Annotated in this window: 17 protein-coding genes; 6 read left to right on the top strand and 11 right to left on the bottom strand. The window is 65.2% G+C overall.

Annotated features, from left to right (window positions below; all coding sequences use genetic code 11):
* Positions 1-36: 36 nt before the first annotated feature.
* Positions 37-1,575, top strand: coding sequence for a methyl-accepting chemotaxis protein (locus tag NG900_RS05860; RefSeq protein ID WP_252677803.1), 1,539 nt, complete (start codon positions 37-39; stop codon positions 1,573-1,575).
* Between the two features lie 15 nt (positions 1,576-1,590).
* On the opposite strand, the gene NG900_RS05855 is transcribed toward NG900_RS05860, so the two are convergent.
* Both NG900_RS05855 and NG900_RS05850 read right to left on the bottom strand, forming a co-directional pair.
* On the bottom strand, positions 1,591-2,058 hold the full coding sequence (locus tag NG900_RS05855; RefSeq protein WP_252677801.1) for a GNAT family N-acetyltransferase: 468 nt from the start codon (positions 2,056-2,058) through the stop codon (positions 1,591-1,593).
* Positions 2,059-2,498: 440 nt separating this feature from the next.
* On the bottom strand, positions 2,499-2,750 hold the full coding sequence (locus tag NG900_RS05850) for a DUF2798 domain-containing protein (RefSeq protein WP_252677794.1): 252 nt from the start codon (positions 2,748-2,750) through the stop codon (positions 2,499-2,501).
* Positions 2,751-2,856: 106 nt separating this feature from the next.
* Here NG900_RS05850 and NG900_RS05845 point away from each other — a divergent pair, with 106 nt between their 5' ends.
* A complete protein-coding gene (locus NG900_RS05845) occupies positions 2,857-3,765 on the top strand; it encodes a LysR family transcriptional regulator (RefSeq protein ID WP_252677792.1) in 909 nt (302 codons plus the stop codon).
* A 3-nt stretch (positions 3,766-3,768) separates the two neighbouring features.
* Here NG900_RS05845 and NG900_RS05840 read toward each other — a convergent pair whose 3' ends face one another.
* Genes NG900_RS05840 through NG900_RS05820 form a run of 5 tightly spaced genes read right to left on the bottom strand, consistent with a single transcriptional unit; the run spans position 3,769 to position 8,339 of the window.
* The gene (locus tag NG900_RS05840; protein WP_252677790.1) at positions 3,769-4,248 is read right to left on the bottom strand and encodes a hypothetical protein; all 480 of its coding nucleotides are present in this window, start codon (positions 4,246-4,248) and stop codon (positions 3,769-3,771) included.
* A gap of 30 nt (positions 4,249-4,278) precedes the next feature.
* A complete protein-coding gene (locus NG900_RS05835) occupies positions 4,279-5,064 on the bottom strand; it encodes an FAD:protein FMN transferase (RefSeq protein ID WP_252677788.1) in 786 nt (261 codons plus the stop codon).
* 8 nt (positions 5,065-5,072) lie between these two features.
* Positions 5,073-5,633: an FMN-binding protein gene (locus NG900_RS05830; RefSeq protein WP_252677786.1), complete on the bottom strand. Its 561-nt coding sequence runs from the start codon at positions 5,631-5,633 to the stop codon at positions 5,073-5,075.
* A gap of 41 nt (positions 5,634-5,674) precedes the next feature.
* Positions 5,675-7,051, bottom strand: coding sequence for a porin (locus NG900_RS05825; RefSeq protein ID WP_252677784.1), 1,377 nt, complete (start codon positions 7,049-7,051; stop codon positions 5,675-5,677).
* Positions 7,052-7,088: 37 nt separating this feature from the next.
* Positions 7,089-8,339: a cytochrome-c peroxidase gene (locus NG900_RS05820; protein WP_420804126.1), complete on the bottom strand. Its 1,251-nt coding sequence runs from the start codon at positions 8,337-8,339 to the stop codon at positions 7,089-7,091.
* 375 nt (positions 8,340-8,714) lie between these two features.
* On the opposite strand from NG900_RS05820, the gene NG900_RS05815 reads away from it, so the two are divergent.
* Entirely contained in the window at positions 8,715-9,686 is a 972-nt protein-coding gene (locus NG900_RS05815; RefSeq protein WP_252677780.1) for an alpha/beta fold hydrolase, read from the top strand.
* Positions 9,687-9,857: 171 nt separating this feature from the next.
* Positions 9,858-10,070: a hypothetical protein gene (locus NG900_RS05810; RefSeq protein ID WP_252677778.1), complete on the top strand. Its 213-nt coding sequence runs from the start codon at positions 9,858-9,860 to the stop codon at positions 10,068-10,070.
* A 42-nt stretch (positions 10,071-10,112) separates the two neighbouring features.
* Here the strand turns inward: NG900_RS05810 and NG900_RS05805 are convergent, their stop codons facing one another.
* Positions 10,113-10,640, bottom strand: a complete 528-nt coding sequence (locus NG900_RS05805) for a surface-adhesin E family protein (RefSeq protein ID WP_252677776.1) — start codon at positions 10,638-10,640, stop codon at positions 10,113-10,115.
* Between the two features lie 66 nt (positions 10,641-10,706).
* Positions 10,707-11,579 (bottom strand): D-amino-acid transaminase, encoded by an 873-nt coding sequence (locus NG900_RS05800; RefSeq protein ID WP_252677773.1) that lies wholly within the window; start codon positions 11,577-11,579, stop codon positions 10,707-10,709.
* A gap of 166 nt (positions 11,580-11,745) precedes the next feature.
* On the opposite strand from NG900_RS05800, the gene NG900_RS05795 reads away from it, so the two are divergent.
* Entirely contained in the window at positions 11,746-12,255 is a 510-nt protein-coding gene (locus NG900_RS05795) for a GNAT family N-acetyltransferase (RefSeq protein WP_252677771.1), read from the top strand.
* Between the two features lie 106 nt (positions 12,256-12,361).
* A complete protein-coding gene (locus NG900_RS05790; RefSeq protein ID WP_252677769.1) occupies positions 12,362-12,709 on the top strand; it encodes a hypothetical protein in 348 nt (115 codons plus the stop codon).
* Between the two features lie 15 nt (positions 12,710-12,724).
* On the opposite strand, the gene NG900_RS05785 is transcribed toward NG900_RS05790, so the two are convergent.
* Both NG900_RS05785 and NG900_RS05780 read right to left on the bottom strand, forming a co-directional pair.
* Complete coding sequence (locus NG900_RS05785) at positions 12,725-13,468, bottom strand: ABC transporter ATP-binding protein (protein WP_252677767.1); 744 nt, start codon at positions 13,466-13,468, stop codon at positions 12,725-12,727.
* An 11-nt stretch (positions 13,469-13,479) separates the two neighbouring features.
* Positions 13,480-15,306: a branched-chain amino acid ABC transporter ATP-binding protein/permease gene (locus NG900_RS05780; protein ID WP_252677765.1), complete on the bottom strand. Its 1,827-nt coding sequence runs from the start codon at positions 15,304-15,306 to the stop codon at positions 13,480-13,482.

Raw genomic sequence — 15,306 nt, 5'->3', positions numbered from 1 at the left:
GCGCGACGCAGCTCTACATCAGACCAAAACGACAACATGAGACAACTGACCTTGAACGCCAAGCTGTACGCGACGCTCGCGCTGCTGTGGGTATGCCTGATCGCGCTGCTGGCGATCGGCCTGCTGGCCAACCGCGCGACCATGATGGATGAGAAGCGCCTGGACCTGCAGCACCAGATCGAGAGCGCCACCGCCATCATCAAGTCCTATCAGGAGCGCGCCGCCAAACAGGCCATGCCTGCGGAAGACGCCAAGCGTGCCGCACTGGAAGCGTTGCGGCCTATCCGCTTCGGCAAGGCCGGCTACATCGGCGTGATGACGTCGGGCCAGATCATCCTGCTGCTGCCGGTCAAGCCCACGTCGGAGAACCAGCACGTCGACAGCCTCAACGATCCTGCCGGTGTGCAGGCGGTCAAGCGCATCATCGGGGTCGGCACCGGTTTCATCCAATACGAGTTTCCACGCCCGGGCACCGAAAAACCCGTCCCCAAGCTCACCTATGCCCAGTACCTCCCCGAGTGGGATTGGCATGTCTATACCGGCGCCTATATCGACGACATCGACGCCGTGCTGCACGACAACGCGCTCAAGGGCACGGGCATCGTGCTGGGCATCGGCCTACTGCTGACGGTGCTGATGCTCGCGCTGATCCGCAATATCAAGCACAGCCTGGGCGGTGAACCTGGCTATGCCGCCGCTGTCTGCACGCAGATCGCCGAGGGCGACCTGACCGCGCCGGTGGCGCTGCGTACGAACGATCGCTCAAGCCTGCTGCACGCCATGCACACGATGCAATCCACGCTCACCGGTACGGTGGCGCGCATCCAGTCGGGCATCGAGCAGATCAATGTCGCTTCCAAGCAGATCGCGGCGGGCAATGCCGATCTGTCGCAGCGCACGGAAGAGCAGGCGTCGTCGTTGGAAGAAACCGCATCGAGCATGGAACAGCTGACCGGCATCGTGCGGCAGAACGCCGACAACGCCCGTCATGCCAGCACCCTGGCCGGCGATGCGTCGGCCACCGCCAGCCAGGGCGGCGAGGTGGTATCGCGCGTGGTTTCCACCATGGATGCGATCAGCGACAGCAGCCGCAAGATCGTCGACATCATCGGCGTGATCGAAGGGATTGCCTTCCAGACCAACATCCTGGCGCTCAACGCTGCAGTGGAGGCAGCACGTGCGGGCGAGCAGGGTCGTGGCTTTGCCGTGGTGGCGGGCGAAGTCCGCACGCTGGCGCAGCGCTCCGCCGCGGCCGCCAAGGAGATCAAGGCGTTGATTAGCGAGTCGGCCGAGCGTGTGGCGACAGGCTCCACGCTGGTGGGCGAAGCGGGTACGACGATGGAGCGCATCGTGCAAGCCATCGCCCGCGTCACGCAGATCATGGACGAGATCAGCGCCGCCTCTGCCGAGCAGAGCAGCGGCATTGAGCAGGTCAACCAGGCGGTGACGCAGATGGACCAGGTCACACAGCAGAACGCCGCGCTGGTCGAGCAGGCCGCCGCCGCAGCTGAATCCCTGGAAGAGCAGGCGCAGGAACTGACGCGCGCGGTGAGCGTGTTCCGCGTCGCCGGCTGACGCCTGACGCCCGCGCTACAGGAACTTGCGGTAGACCACGAAGCCGGATTTCTCGGCGATGGCGTCGTACAGCGTCATCGCTGTCGCGTTGGTTTCGTGCGTCTGCCAGTAGACGCGGGGCAAGCCGGCCTCAGCCGCGCGCCGATACACCGCCTCGATCAACGCCCGACCGACGCCCTGCCCGCGCGCCGCCTCGGTGGTGAACAGATCCTGCAGATAGCACGTCAGCTGCACCTGCGTCGTGCTGCGGTGGAAAAGGAAATGCACGATGCCCAGCAACACGCCTTCGCGCTCGGCGACCATGGCATGGACGGGTTCCTGCGCATCGAGGAAGCGCTGCCATGTCGTCTGCGTGACGATATCGGGCAAGGCGGTTTCGCCTGCGCGTCCGTAGAACGCGTTATAGCCATCCCAGAGGGGTTTCCAGGCGGCGTAGTCGTCTTGGCGGATGGGGCGGACGAGCAGATCAGCGGGTGCGGGCATGGTGGGCAGTCTTTGTGGTCGAGCCGCCATTCTGCCTGCCCAATCTGCACGATTTCTTAGGCCTGACGTAGACGCGGTGATGGGCGCATGCGGGTAAATCCCAGGGCGTTCCGAAAGTTTGACGAAAGCCGGCGAGCAATACAGTGCGATCACTGCTTGGCGATGACCTCCGCCGGTGTGCAAGTCGGAGGCGGTCGGGTGTCAGGTGGACGTGTCAGGCGGCAATGCCGCGGCAAGGATCGGCTGGGAGCGCGATGGGGAAATCCGCGCTTCGGGCCGGATCGTCGGATTGCCGCGCCGGCGCCGTCTTGCGCGGAAAGGGCTGGGGATGTTGCGATTGGGAAATCCGCATGCTGCCAGCCCGGTGTCTTACCGATTTCATCGGTCTTTCCTGCTGTCAACTTTCGGCTCACCGTCCTCCCGGTGGGCCGATTTCTTTTTCAGGGCTGCATTGCGTCGGCTGTCACAAGACGCTGCGTCAGACGCTGCACCGTGGGCGCGGCAATCAGCACGATCGTGAAAGCGGCCGGCCAGGCCAGCACGAATGCATGTGCCCAGCGGGCGAGGAAGTCCGAGCTCATCCCGGCGTTGATCCAACCGATCCAGCCGGTCATCAAGAGCGACATGAGGCCGGACATCAACCAGGCAAAGGTGACACGAAGGCGGGTGGGCGTAGAAACGGGGATCGACATGGCGGTTCTCCTTGCAAGCCGTCAAATGTGATTGACGGTATGCTAGACAACCGCGTTTCAAGAAACCATAGACGTTTATTGAAACTTAAATTCCGAAAATGGAATCATGCTAGACGACTTGGCCCTCTTCGTTTCCATCGTGGACCACGGCAGCCTGCAGGCAGCGGCCCGGCACGCCAATCTGCCGCCCGCCACGCTCACGCGGCGCCTGCAGAAGCTGGAGGGCCTGCTCGGCTGCCAGCTCCTGCTGCGCAGCGCGCGCAGCCTGAAGCCGACGCCCGAAGGCCTGCAGTACTACGAGCAATGCCGGCCGCTGTTGACCGCGCTCGCGCAGACCACCGCCACGCTCGACGACGATCTCAACCAGGTCAAGGGCACCCTGCGCGTGCTGGCGCCGGTCAACCTGTCGCGCGGGCTGCTCGCCCCCGCGTATGCCAGCTTCCTGGCCGCATGGCCCGAGATTCGGCTGGAGCTGTCACTGAGCAACCGCAACGAAGACGTGTGGCGGCATGGCGCCGATCTCGCCATCCGCGTCGGCCCGCAGGACGACCCGAAGTTGCGGCAGCGGCGGCTCGGCGTGATCGAGATGGTGTTGGTGGCATCGCCCGCCTACCTTGCCGAACACGGTGCACCCGCACATCCGCGTGAGTTGGCAACGCATCGGTTGCTGGTGTCGTCGCCGCTGTCCACTTGGCGGTTCACCTCGGCCGATGGCAAGGAAACCGTGGAGATGCAACCTCGGGGCCGATGCGACCTGAACGACATTGAACTGGGTGTCACGCTGGCGGAAAACGGCCTCGGCTTGCTGTATTGCCCGCTCACGCTCTGCCATCAGGCGCTGGAGGCGGGCCGGCTCGTACGTCTGCTGCCGGAATGGCGTACGCCCCAGCGGCAAATCTATGCGGTCTGGCCGCAGCAGCAGTTGCCGCGCAAGGTGCGCACGCTGCTGGAGCATCTGGCCGAATTCGCGGCTGCCACGCCGCTGCTGCAGGGCGGGTCTGAGCAGCCCGCCTGACACTCACATCTGGAACGCCGGCCCCGCCTTGCGCTTGCGGCGCCCGATCACGATGTGCACCCACAGGGCAATGCACACGATGCCGCCCGCCACCCAGTGCAGGATTTCCGCCCCCTGGCGCGGCAGCTCGCCGTTGACGTAGTACAGCGCATAGCCCGTCGCCACCAGCACGGCTGTCAGCGTGCCGAACACGGTGCCGGCCGCACGGTTACGTCGACGCACCCACGCGTTGCGGATATGCGGGCCCCACAGCATACCCAGCAGATACAACGCGGCCATGGCGGCTGCGCCGTGCAGCTTCATGCTCCACGCCAGCGCCAGCATGCCGCCCTCGCTGCCATCGTCCAGAAAATGCAGCGCCAGCCAGACGAGGCCCGTCACCAGCAGCACGGTAAATACGCCATACACCGCCCATCGCCGGCGGCGGCTGAGGCGAAACGCGCTTTCACGCAGATGGTGGGAAAAACGGGGAGGAGCGGACATGACGTGCGGACAACCGGTTAACGCGGCGAGCTAAGTTGGCGAGTATAGGGCCACCGCCGCGCCGTACCGCGCCAGCAGCGGATGCGCAACATCACCCGTGGCCAGCACGACCTTGGTCAACGCATCGGCCAGCATGCAGGTGGGTGCGTGCACGGTTGCGCCAGCCAGCGCCGGAACAGGCGCCCTCTCGGCATCATGAATGCGCGAAGCGCTCTCCATACGCGCGCCCAAACCACCGGCAGTCGAACTCGCAAGCGCCGCGTTGTCGAGCACCACCGACGCCGCAACGCGCGCCGCATTGCGTGGATCACGCACCTGCACCGTCATCGGCCGGGCGCCATGGTGGCGAAGGTCCCCACCGGCATTCACGACAGCGCGTTCGGTGGCGAACCCGCGCAGCACCTCGATCGCGCAATCCACGGCATGCCCCTTGGCGATGCCGCCGAGGTCCATCGATGCATGGGTCTGCTTGATGACGATGTCGCCATCGAACCCCACAGGAAAACGCGCGTCGGCCAACAACGCTTGCGGCGAACCGACACGGCAATCGAACGCCCGTGCCGATCCGGCATACAACATCGCCGCAAGCCGCAGCACAGCCAGCGTTCGTGGATCGACCTGCAGCCGCGTGCCGGGCGTCGCGCGATTGATCGCTTGCAACTCGCTGTCGTGCGCATGAAAGCTGAGCAGCGCATGCACGGCGGCAATCTCGTCGAACGCCGCCGCCACGGCCGCGTCCGCATCCGGGCCTTCGGCTTGCACGTCGACAAGCGTGCCGAGCAGCGGACGCGCGCGCCGGCAGACAGCCGCCTCCACCGCGCGCCTCAGCCCTTGACGAGCGCCAGCTGCGCCATCACCGCAATGCGGCGGATGCCGTCGGTCAGGTGCGTGCACGATAGCGTTGCGCCGCTGATGTTGTTGATGTCGTCCCCAATGCGCAGCGCCGACTTGGCCGACTTGCCCAGGAACTGCGCGCGCCACGGCTTGTTGCGCACTTCATAGCCGTGGCTTTCGCGGTAGGTGAGGATTTCGACGCCGTTGATCTCGCCCGCGGCGCTCAGGCCAACCGCGTAGTTGATCAGCTCGAACTTGCCGATGACGGCATCAGTGACGAAGTAGCCGAGCGTCTTGCCGCCCTGCTTGGCTTGCCATGCGCGCCAGGCGCCCGGTTTGGCCGGGCCGCCGGCACGATCGGCCAATTGCTTGAGCTGGTCGGCCGACAGCGCAAGCGGCACCGGCTCGAAGCTGGTGGCCTCAGGAAACATTGCCTTCTGGGCCTCGGCAGCGGTCATGTAGTCCGCTGCAAAAGCCTGGGTGATGACAACGCCCGGTGCACCCACTGCGGCGGCACACACGAGAACGATGGGCACTGGCTGGTAACGCATGGCTTGCGCCTCCTTCGGTTCTTCAGAGGGATCGATGGGGCTTAGAACGACACGCCCAGGCCCAGATCGACACGCGAGAAATCGCGGTTCTGCTTGAAGCGCTGGTAGTCGATCTTGAAGACCACGTTCGGGTTCAGGTAGAAGTTTGCGCCGATGGTGTACACCGTATCCGCCAACAGCGGCCAGCCGGACGGCGATGCGAAGCCCGGCGCCAGGCCTTCGACCTTCTCAGCCATGTTGTAGCGCTCGTAACGGATGAACGGTGCGACACGATAGTCGCCCTTCTGCCAGATGTTGTACGCCGCCTGCACGAACCATCCGTAGAAGGCCGACGGCATCGGGTTGGCCGCGCCCGGGTTCATTTGGTTGGCCACGTCGGCGTGACTGAGCGTGCCGCGCGCATACAGCGCCGACAGATCCCACTTGCCCGGCGTCCAGCGCGCGTGCGCTTCATACAGCGTGGCGCGCTGTTCCGGCAGCGGTGCGTCGGTGCTCGAGCGGCTGCTCTTGCCGGTAAACACCGAGCCGCCCAGCGTCACGCCCGGAATGCCCGAGTAGTTGAGCGCCACGTACTGCGACAGGTTCTTCGCACTCGCCAGCCCCAGTTCCTGGTGCGTCTGCTGCAGCGGACCTGCGCCGTTGTTCTGCATCTCCAGCGCGGAGCTGAACAGCGGGTTTTCCGGGTTGAAGTTCCATTTGGCCAGGTTCAGGCCGGTGGTCAGGCCCACGTTCCAGTTCAGGCCGAAATCGGTATCGCCGTACAGCGAGAGACCACCCTCGCGCCACGTGCTCGGAATGATCAGCGTCTCGACAAAGTTGCGATGCACGCCGTAGTAGTTGGTCGGCTCGTGGTTGCGGTTGATGAAGCCGGTCGGGATCAGGAACAAGCCCGCGTTCAGGCCGATCTTGTCGGTCAGCTTGTGGTCGATGTAGAACTGCTCGACCTCGAATTCGCCCGAGTCAGACGACGAGGCGATGGCATGTTCGATCTCGAACTCCGAGTTGAAGCGCGTCTTGTCATTGAACTGGTAGCCGATGCCGAACACCGCGCGCGCGAGGTCCATCTTGGTGTCTTCGGAGCGGCGCGTCGGGCGGCTGTAGTTGACCTCGCCGTAGCCCCACAGCGTGAGGTTGTCCAGCGGCGACGGCTTGGTGGAGGCGAGTTGCGCCGTCTGCACGGTCTGCTGCACGTCCTGTAGTGCGGCGGTCTGCTGCGCCTGGGCCTTGGCCTGCGTCTGCTGCTGCGTGGCGAGCGTCGCGTTCTGCGACTTCACTTCCTTCAGCTCGGCCTTGAGCGCTTCGATCTGCGCGGCCATGGCGTCGAGTTTCTGTTCGAGTTGCGCGGTGGTGGCGGCATTGGCCGCGCCGGCCCCCATCAGCGCGATGGCGGCGGCCACCGACAAGGCGGTTCGTTTCATGCTGTGACGCTCCCTGGTCTTTGAATCTTGAATCGGTTTATTTGCTGGCGACCGTTTGGACGGTCTTGCCCGGCGTGGCCCCGCCGGCAGAAACAGCTTGGATACGGGCGGCGCCCACGCTGGCTGCAGTGGAGCCACATTGCGCCGGCACGCGATAGGCCGACGGATTGGCCGGATCAAATCCATCGGTGAGCGTGCACAGGAAATGCACGAGATCGCTCATCTCCTGGTTTGTCATCGACGGCGCCTTGGCCGGGTTGTACGGAACTTCCGCCACGTTCACGTTGGCATCGAAGGCGACCGGCAGATCGTTGTAGGGCACATCGGATGTGCCGTCGGCCTTGACGTACCAGCGGCCCGGATCGGTATCGCGCGTGACGTACCACGCCACCACTTGGTCGAGCGTCTGGAACACGCCGTTGTGAAAGTACGGGCCGGTTAGCGCGATGTTGCGCAGTGTCGGCACCTTGAACTGGCCGCACGTCGGGCCGCCCACGCGATAGTCGGTGCGCAGCGGACCGCAGATGCCGAGGTCGTAGTAGCTGTAGTTCGGGGCGCCCAGCGCCAGGCCGTTCTTCGGCACGTAGGGCAGCGTCGTGCCCTCCTGGTTGGCGGCGATGCCCCAGTTGCGCGGAATGCCGACGTTGTCGTACGTGAAGTCCGTGAACAGCGCCGGCGTGCTGCCCGTGCCCGACGACACGTGGCATGCGGTGCAGTTGCCCTTGGTCGGGTTGTTGAACAGCAGCAGGCCGCGCGTCTCCGAGTCTGTCAGCGTGACCTTGCCCGCCAGATACGCGTCGTACTTGCTGTCAAACGTGTGGAAACCTGGGTCTTCACTCTGGAACGCCGCCAGCGCGCGGCCGATGCTCTGCATGGCGGTCGCGCTGTCCTGGATGCCTGCCTTGGTAAACACGGCCGTGAACTGGTCGATGTACGGGCGCGTCAGCAGCGTCTTGAAGACGTCATCGGCCGAGGCGTTGGCCATCTCGAACGGGTTGGTGAACGGCTGTTGGGCTTGGTCAGCCAGCGATGGCGAGCGGCCATCGCGGAAAAAGCCGCCCGACGCCGTACCGGTGCCGTCGATCTTGAAGTTGGGCGTGTACGACGCGTAGTTCAGCGACGGCGCATTGCGCAGGCCCGGCAGATCGGAATTCGGCCCGCCGATCGACACGGCCAGGTTGTTCGGATCGGTGAACCCGCGCGCCGGGTCATGGCACGACGCGCAAGATTGCTTGCCCGAGGCGGAGAGCGTCTGATCGAAAAAGATCTGCTTGCCTACCTGCGCCATCGGCGAAAGTGTGTCGGCCGACGCAGAAGCCGTCGACGATGTGCCGCTGCCGCCATCCCCGCCGCCGCACGCCGCGACCAGCGCGGCTGAAACCACGAGCCACACCGCACGCATCGACGCACGCACGCCGTCTCCTCTCTGCTGTTTTTCTTGCATTTCCCTGATGCCGGCGGCTCTACGGCCGGCTCGGCCGGCTCAAATAATGGTAATAGGAACAATTCGCGTTCGCATTCTATGGAAGTTCCTCCTGGAACGCACGAAATTTATTGCGGCGCGCCGTCACAACGTTGTGAACGTTACGCATTGTCAAATGGCGATGCGGACGCCTACCATGCCATCGATCGATGTCATTTTTGATCGACATGGAGCCCCTCGATGTCTGCACCCGCTGCCCTCCGCCAGTCCTCCCACGTGGTGCGATCGGGCAACGTCCGGTTGCACGCCCGCCTGACGCAGCCGGCTGATCCGTCGACACAACAGCGCCCCGCAATCGTTCTCGTGCATGGCTATCCGGACGACAGCACGGTCTGGCACGGTGTGCGGGATGTGCTGGCCGGTCAGCGTCGCGTGCTCACCTTTGATGTGCGAGGCGCCGGCCTCTCGGACGCCCCCGCGGACACCACCGCCTACCGCATCGCCCACTTCGCCGACGACCTTGCCGCCGTGGCCGACACGCTGCTGCCAGGCGAGCGGTTTCACCTGGTCGGGCACGACTGGGGCTCCATCCACAGTTGGGAATCGGTGACGACGGACCGGCTGCGCGGGCGCATTGCCTCATACACCTCGATTTCGGGCCCGTGCCTCGATCACGTCGGCCACTGGATGCGCGCGCAGCGCGACGCCGGCACGTGGGCCGCCAGGCGCGCGCTGTGGAAGCAGCGGCTGCAGTCGTGGTACGTGGGCGTCTTCCACCTGCCGGTGGTGCCGGAATGGTCGTGGCGATGGTGGATGGCGCGTATGTGGCCGTGGTGGCTGCACAAGACAGAGGGCGTCCGCGTCGATGCCCCGCGGCCTTCGCTCATGCGCGATGCGCGTAACGGCGTGCGGATGTACCGCGCGAACTTCCGGGAGCGCCTGGCCCGTCCCCAAGCACGCGAGCCGCATGCCCCCGTGCAGTTGATCGTGCCGACGCGAGATCGCTACGTGAGCCCCGCCGTCACACGCGCCGTTGAAGCGTGGGTCCCGCACTACTGGCGCCACGAGGTCGACGCCGGCCACTGGCTGCCGCTGCGCCGCCCCGACTGGGTGGCGGACTGCATCCGCCGCTTTGCAGACTACGTGGAATCAGGCCATGAGCCCGCCGAACTGCGGCAAGCCCGCGTGGCTGGCACGCTGGCACCGGATTGACGCCACTAGAACATTGCACCCAACGCAAACGTTGACGCGCGTGTAACACACTGCAATCATCGTCCGCCTACAACGCTGACGGCGCGCCACGACCTGGTGCCCGGACAGCCCGAGCCGCTGCCTTGCGCAAACCGCATCGCAGCCATCGATACAAGAAACAGGGACAAGACAATGAAAAGCAAGGTCGTGGTGTACGGCCCGCTCTACGGGAAGTGGTACGCAATCCTGGTCAATGACGGCGTGGCCGCCGAATCCAACCAGTTCGGCTCGTATGAAGCCGCCATCGGCTTTGCCTCGCGCCGATATCCGGAGCTTGAGCGGGAGCGGCAGCCTTACGCACGAAGCCGCGAAGACAACGACAACCGGGAAGAAGCGTCGATCTGAACAGGCGGGGCGGCCCAGGCGCCGCCCAGGCCCGGCGGGACGTTACTGACCCGCGCCGCAGAACCGGCTGGCAATCCACGCGAACACGCTGCCTTCGCGCAGCGAGCGGCTTTGCGCCTCATCGCCGTAGCGGATCTGATAGAGCGGCTTGCCGCTTGCATTGCGCGCACCGTAGAGCGTTTGCGCAATCACCGTGTAGGTATGTCGCGCGCAATCGAGCATGACCTGCTTGACCGACGAACGGATCGGCTGGCCGTCTGCCGTCTTGATCGTGAAATCGGGCAGCACGTTGCGCAACAGGCGGAAGTGCACGGTGTGCGCATCCGCCTCAGCGTTTGGCTGCGACTTGACCGACTGCCGATCGATATAGGACACGATGCCGTTGACGCCCTCGAACCGGCGCCAGCGTGCATCGGTGCCCGCGGATTCGGACGTGAGTTGCGCAGACACCGCTGGCATGGTCGCCGACGGGGCCACGGTTTGCGCAATCGCGGGCATCGCTGCCCATGGCGCGACGACCAGCGCGGTCGCCGCAATGGCGCCTTGCCGGCGCCAGCCTCCTGTCTTCATGGGGATATCTCGCCTTGCTGCAAAAACTGAGCGGGCGATTCTACCGCGCCGGCGAAACCGCTTTCGTCACATCTGATCGGCGGATTCGGCGGCGTCCACGCCCGCAAAACGCAGATACAGCGCGCGCAGCGCCTGCGTGAGCGGGCCCGGCTGACCGTTGCCGATCTTCACGCCGTCGATGGACGCCACCGGCATCACGAACGTCGATGCGCTGGTATAGAAGGCCTCGGCGGCCTGCTGGGCTTCCTGCACGGTGAAGGTGCGCTCCTCCAGCGTCAGGCCGTGCTCGCGGGCCAGCGCCATGATCGACACGCGGGTGATGCCCGGCAGCACGGCATTCGACAGCGGGCGCGTAATCAGGCGCTTGTCGGCAGTGATGATGAAGGCGGTGGACGACGCGCCTTCGGTCACGCGATCGCCGTCGGTCATCCAGGCTTCGTGGGCACCGGCGCGGGCGGCAATCTGCTTGGCCATCACCTGCGGCAGCAGGCCAACGCTCTTGATGTCGCAACGCTTCCAGCGCAGGTCGGGCACCGTCACCACGGTCGCGCCCTTCTTTGCCAGCGGGCTGTCAACGATGGTCTTGACCTGGGTGAACGCCACGGCCGTCGGCGTGATCTCGGCCGGGATGCCGAAGTCGCGCTCGGCCACGCCGCGCGTGACCTGCATGTAGACCACGCCCTCTTCCAGCCCGTTGCGCGCCACCAGCTCTTCGCACACGCGTGTCCACTCGGCCTCGGTGTACGGGTTGTCGATGCCGATCTCGGACAGCGAGCGCGTCAGGCGGGCAAGGTGCGCGTCGTTGTCGACGAGCTTGCCGCGCGCCACAGCGGTCACTTCGTAAATGCCATCGGCAAAGGTGAAGCCGCGGTCCATGATGGAGACGGTGGCCTCGGCAGCGGGCACGTATTGGCCGTTCAGGAAGACGATTCGGGACATGCTGGAATTGGAAGATTCAAGGTACGGGCGGGACTGCCCTGCCAACGAATCTCAAGGATACGTGCGCCGCGCGGCGAATACCGAGGTGCGCCCACGTTATGCGCAATCGGCATGATGACCAACAGGCGTCCGGTAAACTCGCCGGTTTTCCGCCCACTGCGATTTCATGTCCGAGCTGACCATCCGCCCCATCGTTGCAGAGGACCTGCCCGGCATCCTGGCCGTGCAACAGGCGTGTTACGGCGATGGGTTCTTGGAACCGGGCGACGCGCTGGCCAGCCGCTGGGCCCGCAGTCCGGCGATGTGCCTGGTCGCCGCGCGGGGCGCAGAGGTGGTCGGCTACCTGCTCTCGCATGCATGGCATGCATGGACCCCGCCCAAGTTGCACGTGCCGTTGCCCGCTGCCGATGCGGTCGATGTGCTCTGGTTCGTGCACGACATGGCCATCGCCCCGGCCGGCCGCACCCAGCGCTTGGGCGAGCGACTGTATGCCGCCGCGCACGCTGCGGCCGTGGCGCAGGGCCTGAATCAATCGCGCCTCGTGGCCGTACAGGGTGCCGATATGTTCTGGCGCCGCCTCGGCTATCAGCCCGTTGCCCTGGACAGGGAGCGCCGGACGACGCTGCACGCCATCTACGGCAACGATGCCGAATTGATGGAACGAACGGCACTCTGACGTCGCCCTGACGCCACTTCGTTACATCTCGTAACGCCCGTATATTTTTTGTAAGACCGCGCAGGCGCCAGTCCACTACAGTGCAGCTCCGTCGAGGAGCTTCACCATGCAGAAAATTTTGGCGCTATGCGCGCTGGCCGCTACCGCCGCACTGGCAGCGTTGTCATCCCAGCCGGCACTGGCCCGGGTCAACGTGGACGTCGGTATCGGCATTCCGGTGGCGCCGGTGTATGTGGAACCGGCCCCGGTATATGCGCCGGCGCCTGTTTACGCGCCCGCACCGGTTTACGCACCCCAACCCGTGTATGTCGAACCGCAGCCCGTGGTTGTTGCACCCGGCTACTACGGCGATGACTGGCGCGAGCGCAAGTGGCAAGAGAAACAATGGCGCGAACAGCGCAAACGCGAGCGCGAATACTGGAAGCATCGCCGTCACGACGATGACGACGATTGATCGTCAGGCTGCCGGTCAAGCGGCCTTTTTCGCCAGCCCCAGGTAGGTCTCGATCACGCGCGGGTTCACGGCCAGCTCCTGCGCCGGGCCTTCGAGCGTCATGTCGCCGGTTTCGAGCACGTAGCCGTAATCGGCCACTTGCAAGGCCGCGCGCGCATTCTGCTCGATCAGCAGCGTGGCCACGCCGGTTTTGCGCAGGTCGCTGATGATGTGGAAGATCTCTTTCACGATCAGCGGCGCGAGGCCGAGGCTCGGCTCGTCCAGCATCAGCAGTTGCGGCTTGGCCATCAGCGCACGGCCCACGGCCAGCATCTGGCGCTCGCCGCCGGAGAGCGTGCCGGCTTCCTGCGCGCGCCGTTCCTTCAGGCGCGGGAAGAGGCTGTAGACCACCTCCATCTGATCCAGATAATTGCGCTCGCCAGCGCGCTTGCGGCGGTACGCGCCGAGCACGAGGTTGTCTTCCACGCTCATGGTGGCAAACAGCTCGCGCTTTTCTGGCACGAGGCACATGCCGCGCGCCACACGCTTCTCCACCGGCAGACCGGTCAGGTTATGACCGAGATATGAGACCACGCCGTTGGCCGAACCGGTGGTCGGCAGCGCGCCCATGATGGCGCCCAGCATGGTCGATTTGCCCGCACCGTTTGGGCCGATGACGGTGACGATCTGCCCGGCCTCCACCTTCAGGTTGGCGCCGTGCAACGCTTCCACCTTGCCGTAGCGGACGTGCAGGTCACGCACTTCGAGAATGACTGACATGCGCGTTCTCCTTATTCAACGCCGCCCAGATAGGCTTCCAGCACTGCGGGGTTTTGCTGCACTTCCTGCGGCAGCCCCTCGGCGATCTTGGTGCCGAACTCCATCACGACCAGCCGATCGGTGAGGTTCATGACGAAGTCCATGTCGTGCTCGACCAGCAGCACACTCATGCCTTCGGCCTTGAGTTTGGTGAGCAGCGCAGCCAGGGCCTGCTTCTCCTTGTAGCGCAGGCCGGCGGCGGGCTCGTCGAGCAGCAGCAGCGCGGGGTCGCAGCACAGCGCGCGGGCGATTTCCAGAATCCGCTGCTGGCCCAGCGCCAGGCTGCCCGCTTCCTGGTACATGCAATCGGCCAGACCCACGCGCTCCAGTTGGCGGCGCGCCTCGAACAGCAGCTTCTGCTCTTCTCCCTGGTTCATGCGCACCACGCTGGCGAGCACCCCGCCCTGCGCCGCAAAGTCGCCGCGCAGGTGGGCGCCGAGCGCCACGTTCTCGAGCACCGTCATGCCCGACAGCAGTTGCACGTGCTGGAAGGTGCGGCCGATGCCGCGTTTGACGATCTCTCGCGAGGGCTTGCCGCTGATCTGTTCGCCGCGGTACAGCACCTCACCGCGCGTGACGGGCAGCACCCCCGTGACGAGGTTGAAGGTGGTCGACTTGCCGGCGCCGTTCGGGCCGATCAGGCCGATGATCTCGCCGGCCTTGACCTGGAAGCTGACGTCGTTCACAGCGACAAGTCCACCGAACTCCTTGCGCGCGGCACGTACGTCGAGGATCAGTTCACCGGCCTGCGGCTTTTCGCGCTGCTTGAGCGCAGGCGCATCTTCCGGCGCGCGTGCCGTCGGGGCGGACGGAAACAGCTTGCGGATGAACGGCCACACCCCATCGCGCGCGTATTGCAGCAACAGCACCAGCAACACGCCGAACACGATGATCTCGAAGTTGCCGTTGGAGCCCAGCAGCTTGGGCAGGATGCTCTGCAGGCTGTCCTTCAGAATGGTCAGCAGCCCCGCGCCAAGCACCGCGCCCCACACGTGGCCCACGCCGCCGACCACCGCCATGAACAGGTATTCGATACCGTAGTTCAGGCCGAACGGCGTCGGGTTCACCGCGCGTTGCAGATGCGCATACAGAAAGCCCGAGATGCACGCCAGCACCGCCGCAAACACGAAGATCACCACCTTCATCCACGCCGTGTTCACACCCATCGCCTCGGCCATCGTGCCGCCGCCCTTGAGCGCGCGGATGGCGCGGCCGGGGCGCGAATTCAGCAGGTTCTGCACCGCCAGCACGGCCACCACCACCACGGCCCAGATCAGGTAGAACATCTCGCGCCCGGTGTTCAGCGGCTTGCCGAGCACGTTCAGCACCGGAATGCCGTTCAGCCCGTCGTACTTGCCGAGAAACTCCAGATTGCCGAACAGGAAGAACAGCGACAGGCCCCAGGCGATCGTCGCCAGCGGCAGGTAGTGGCCCGACATGCGCATGGTGATCAAGCCGATCACATAGGCACACACCATCGTGATCACCAGCCCTGCCAGCAGACCAAGCCAGGGGGACAGCCCGTACTGCGTCGTCAGATACGCCGTGCTGTAGGCGCCCAGGCCGACAAACGCCGCCTGCCCGAACGAGGTCAGCCCGCCCACGCCCGTGAGCAGCACGAGGCCCAGCGCGACAAGGCTATAGAGCCCGATGTAGTTGAGCAGCGTGATCCAGAACTCGGGCGTCGGCACCACCGGAATCAGCGCCAGCACGATCACGAACAGCGCTGTCAGCACACGGTTGCGCGAGAACCAGCCGCGTTGCGCGGCGTTGTCGGAAGATTTGGTCAGCGTGTTCAT

Origin of the sequence: Ralstonia soli, assembly GCF_023955655.1 — a bacterium.
Classification (GTDB): domain Bacteria; phylum Pseudomonadota; class Gammaproteobacteria; order Burkholderiales; family Burkholderiaceae; genus Ralstonia; species Ralstonia soli.
Note: the sequence above shows the minus strand (reverse complement) of the source record. Positions and strands in the feature narration are given on the sequence as shown.

Excerpts from the sequence above, each read along its gene's own strand:
- NG900_RS05860 (WP_252677803.1), top strand. The coding sequence starts at position 37 with ATGAGACAACTGACCTTGAACGCCAAGCTGTACGCGACGCTCGCGCTG.
- NG900_RS05855 (WP_252677801.1), bottom strand. The coding sequence starts at position 2,058 with ATGCCCGCACCCGCTGATCTGCTCGTCCGCCCCATCCGCCAAGACGAC.
- NG900_RS05850 (WP_252677794.1), bottom strand. The coding sequence starts at position 2,750 with ATGTCGATCCCCGTTTCTACGCCCACCCGCCTTCGTGTCACCTTTGCC.
- NG900_RS05845 (WP_252677792.1), top strand. The coding sequence starts at position 2,857 with ATGCTAGACGACTTGGCCCTCTTCGTTTCCATCGTGGACCACGGCAGC.
- NG900_RS05840 (WP_252677790.1), bottom strand. The coding sequence starts at position 4,248 with ATGTCCGCTCCTCCCCGTTTTTCCCACCATCTGCGTGAAAGCGCGTTT.
- NG900_RS05830 (WP_252677786.1), bottom strand. The coding sequence starts at position 5,633 with ATGCGTTACCAGCCAGTGCCCATCGTTCTCGTGTGTGCCGCCGCAGTG.
- NG900_RS05825 (WP_252677784.1), bottom strand. The coding sequence starts at position 7,051 with ATGAAACGAACCGCCTTGTCGGTGGCCGCCGCCATCGCGCTGATGGGG.
- NG900_RS05820 (WP_420804126.1), bottom strand. The coding sequence starts at position 8,339 with ATGGCGCAGGTAGGCAAGCAGATCTTTTTCGATCAGACGCTCTCCGCC.
- NG900_RS05815 (WP_252677780.1), top strand. The coding sequence starts at position 8,715 with ATGTCTGCACCCGCTGCCCTCCGCCAGTCCTCCCACGTGGTGCGATCG.
- NG900_RS05810 (WP_252677778.1), top strand. The coding sequence starts at position 9,858 with ATGAAAAGCAAGGTCGTGGTGTACGGCCCGCTCTACGGGAAGTGGTAC.
- NG900_RS05805 (WP_252677776.1), bottom strand. The coding sequence starts at position 10,640 with ATGAAGACAGGAGGCTGGCGCCGGCAAGGCGCCATTGCGGCGACCGCG.
- NG900_RS05800 (WP_252677773.1), bottom strand. The coding sequence starts at position 11,579 with ATGTCCCGAATCGTCTTCCTGAACGGCCAATACGTGCCCGCTGCCGAG.
- NG900_RS05795 (WP_252677771.1), top strand. The coding sequence starts at position 11,746 with ATGTCCGAGCTGACCATCCGCCCCATCGTTGCAGAGGACCTGCCCGGC.
- NG900_RS05790 (WP_252677769.1), top strand. The coding sequence starts at position 12,362 with ATGCAGAAAATTTTGGCGCTATGCGCGCTGGCCGCTACCGCCGCACTG.
- NG900_RS05785 (WP_252677767.1), bottom strand. The coding sequence starts at position 13,468 with ATGTCAGTCATTCTCGAAGTGCGTGACCTGCACGTCCGCTACGGCAAG.
- NG900_RS05780 (WP_252677765.1), bottom strand. The coding sequence starts at position 15,306 with ATGAACACGCTGACCAAATCTTCCGACAACGCCGCGCAACGCGGCTGG.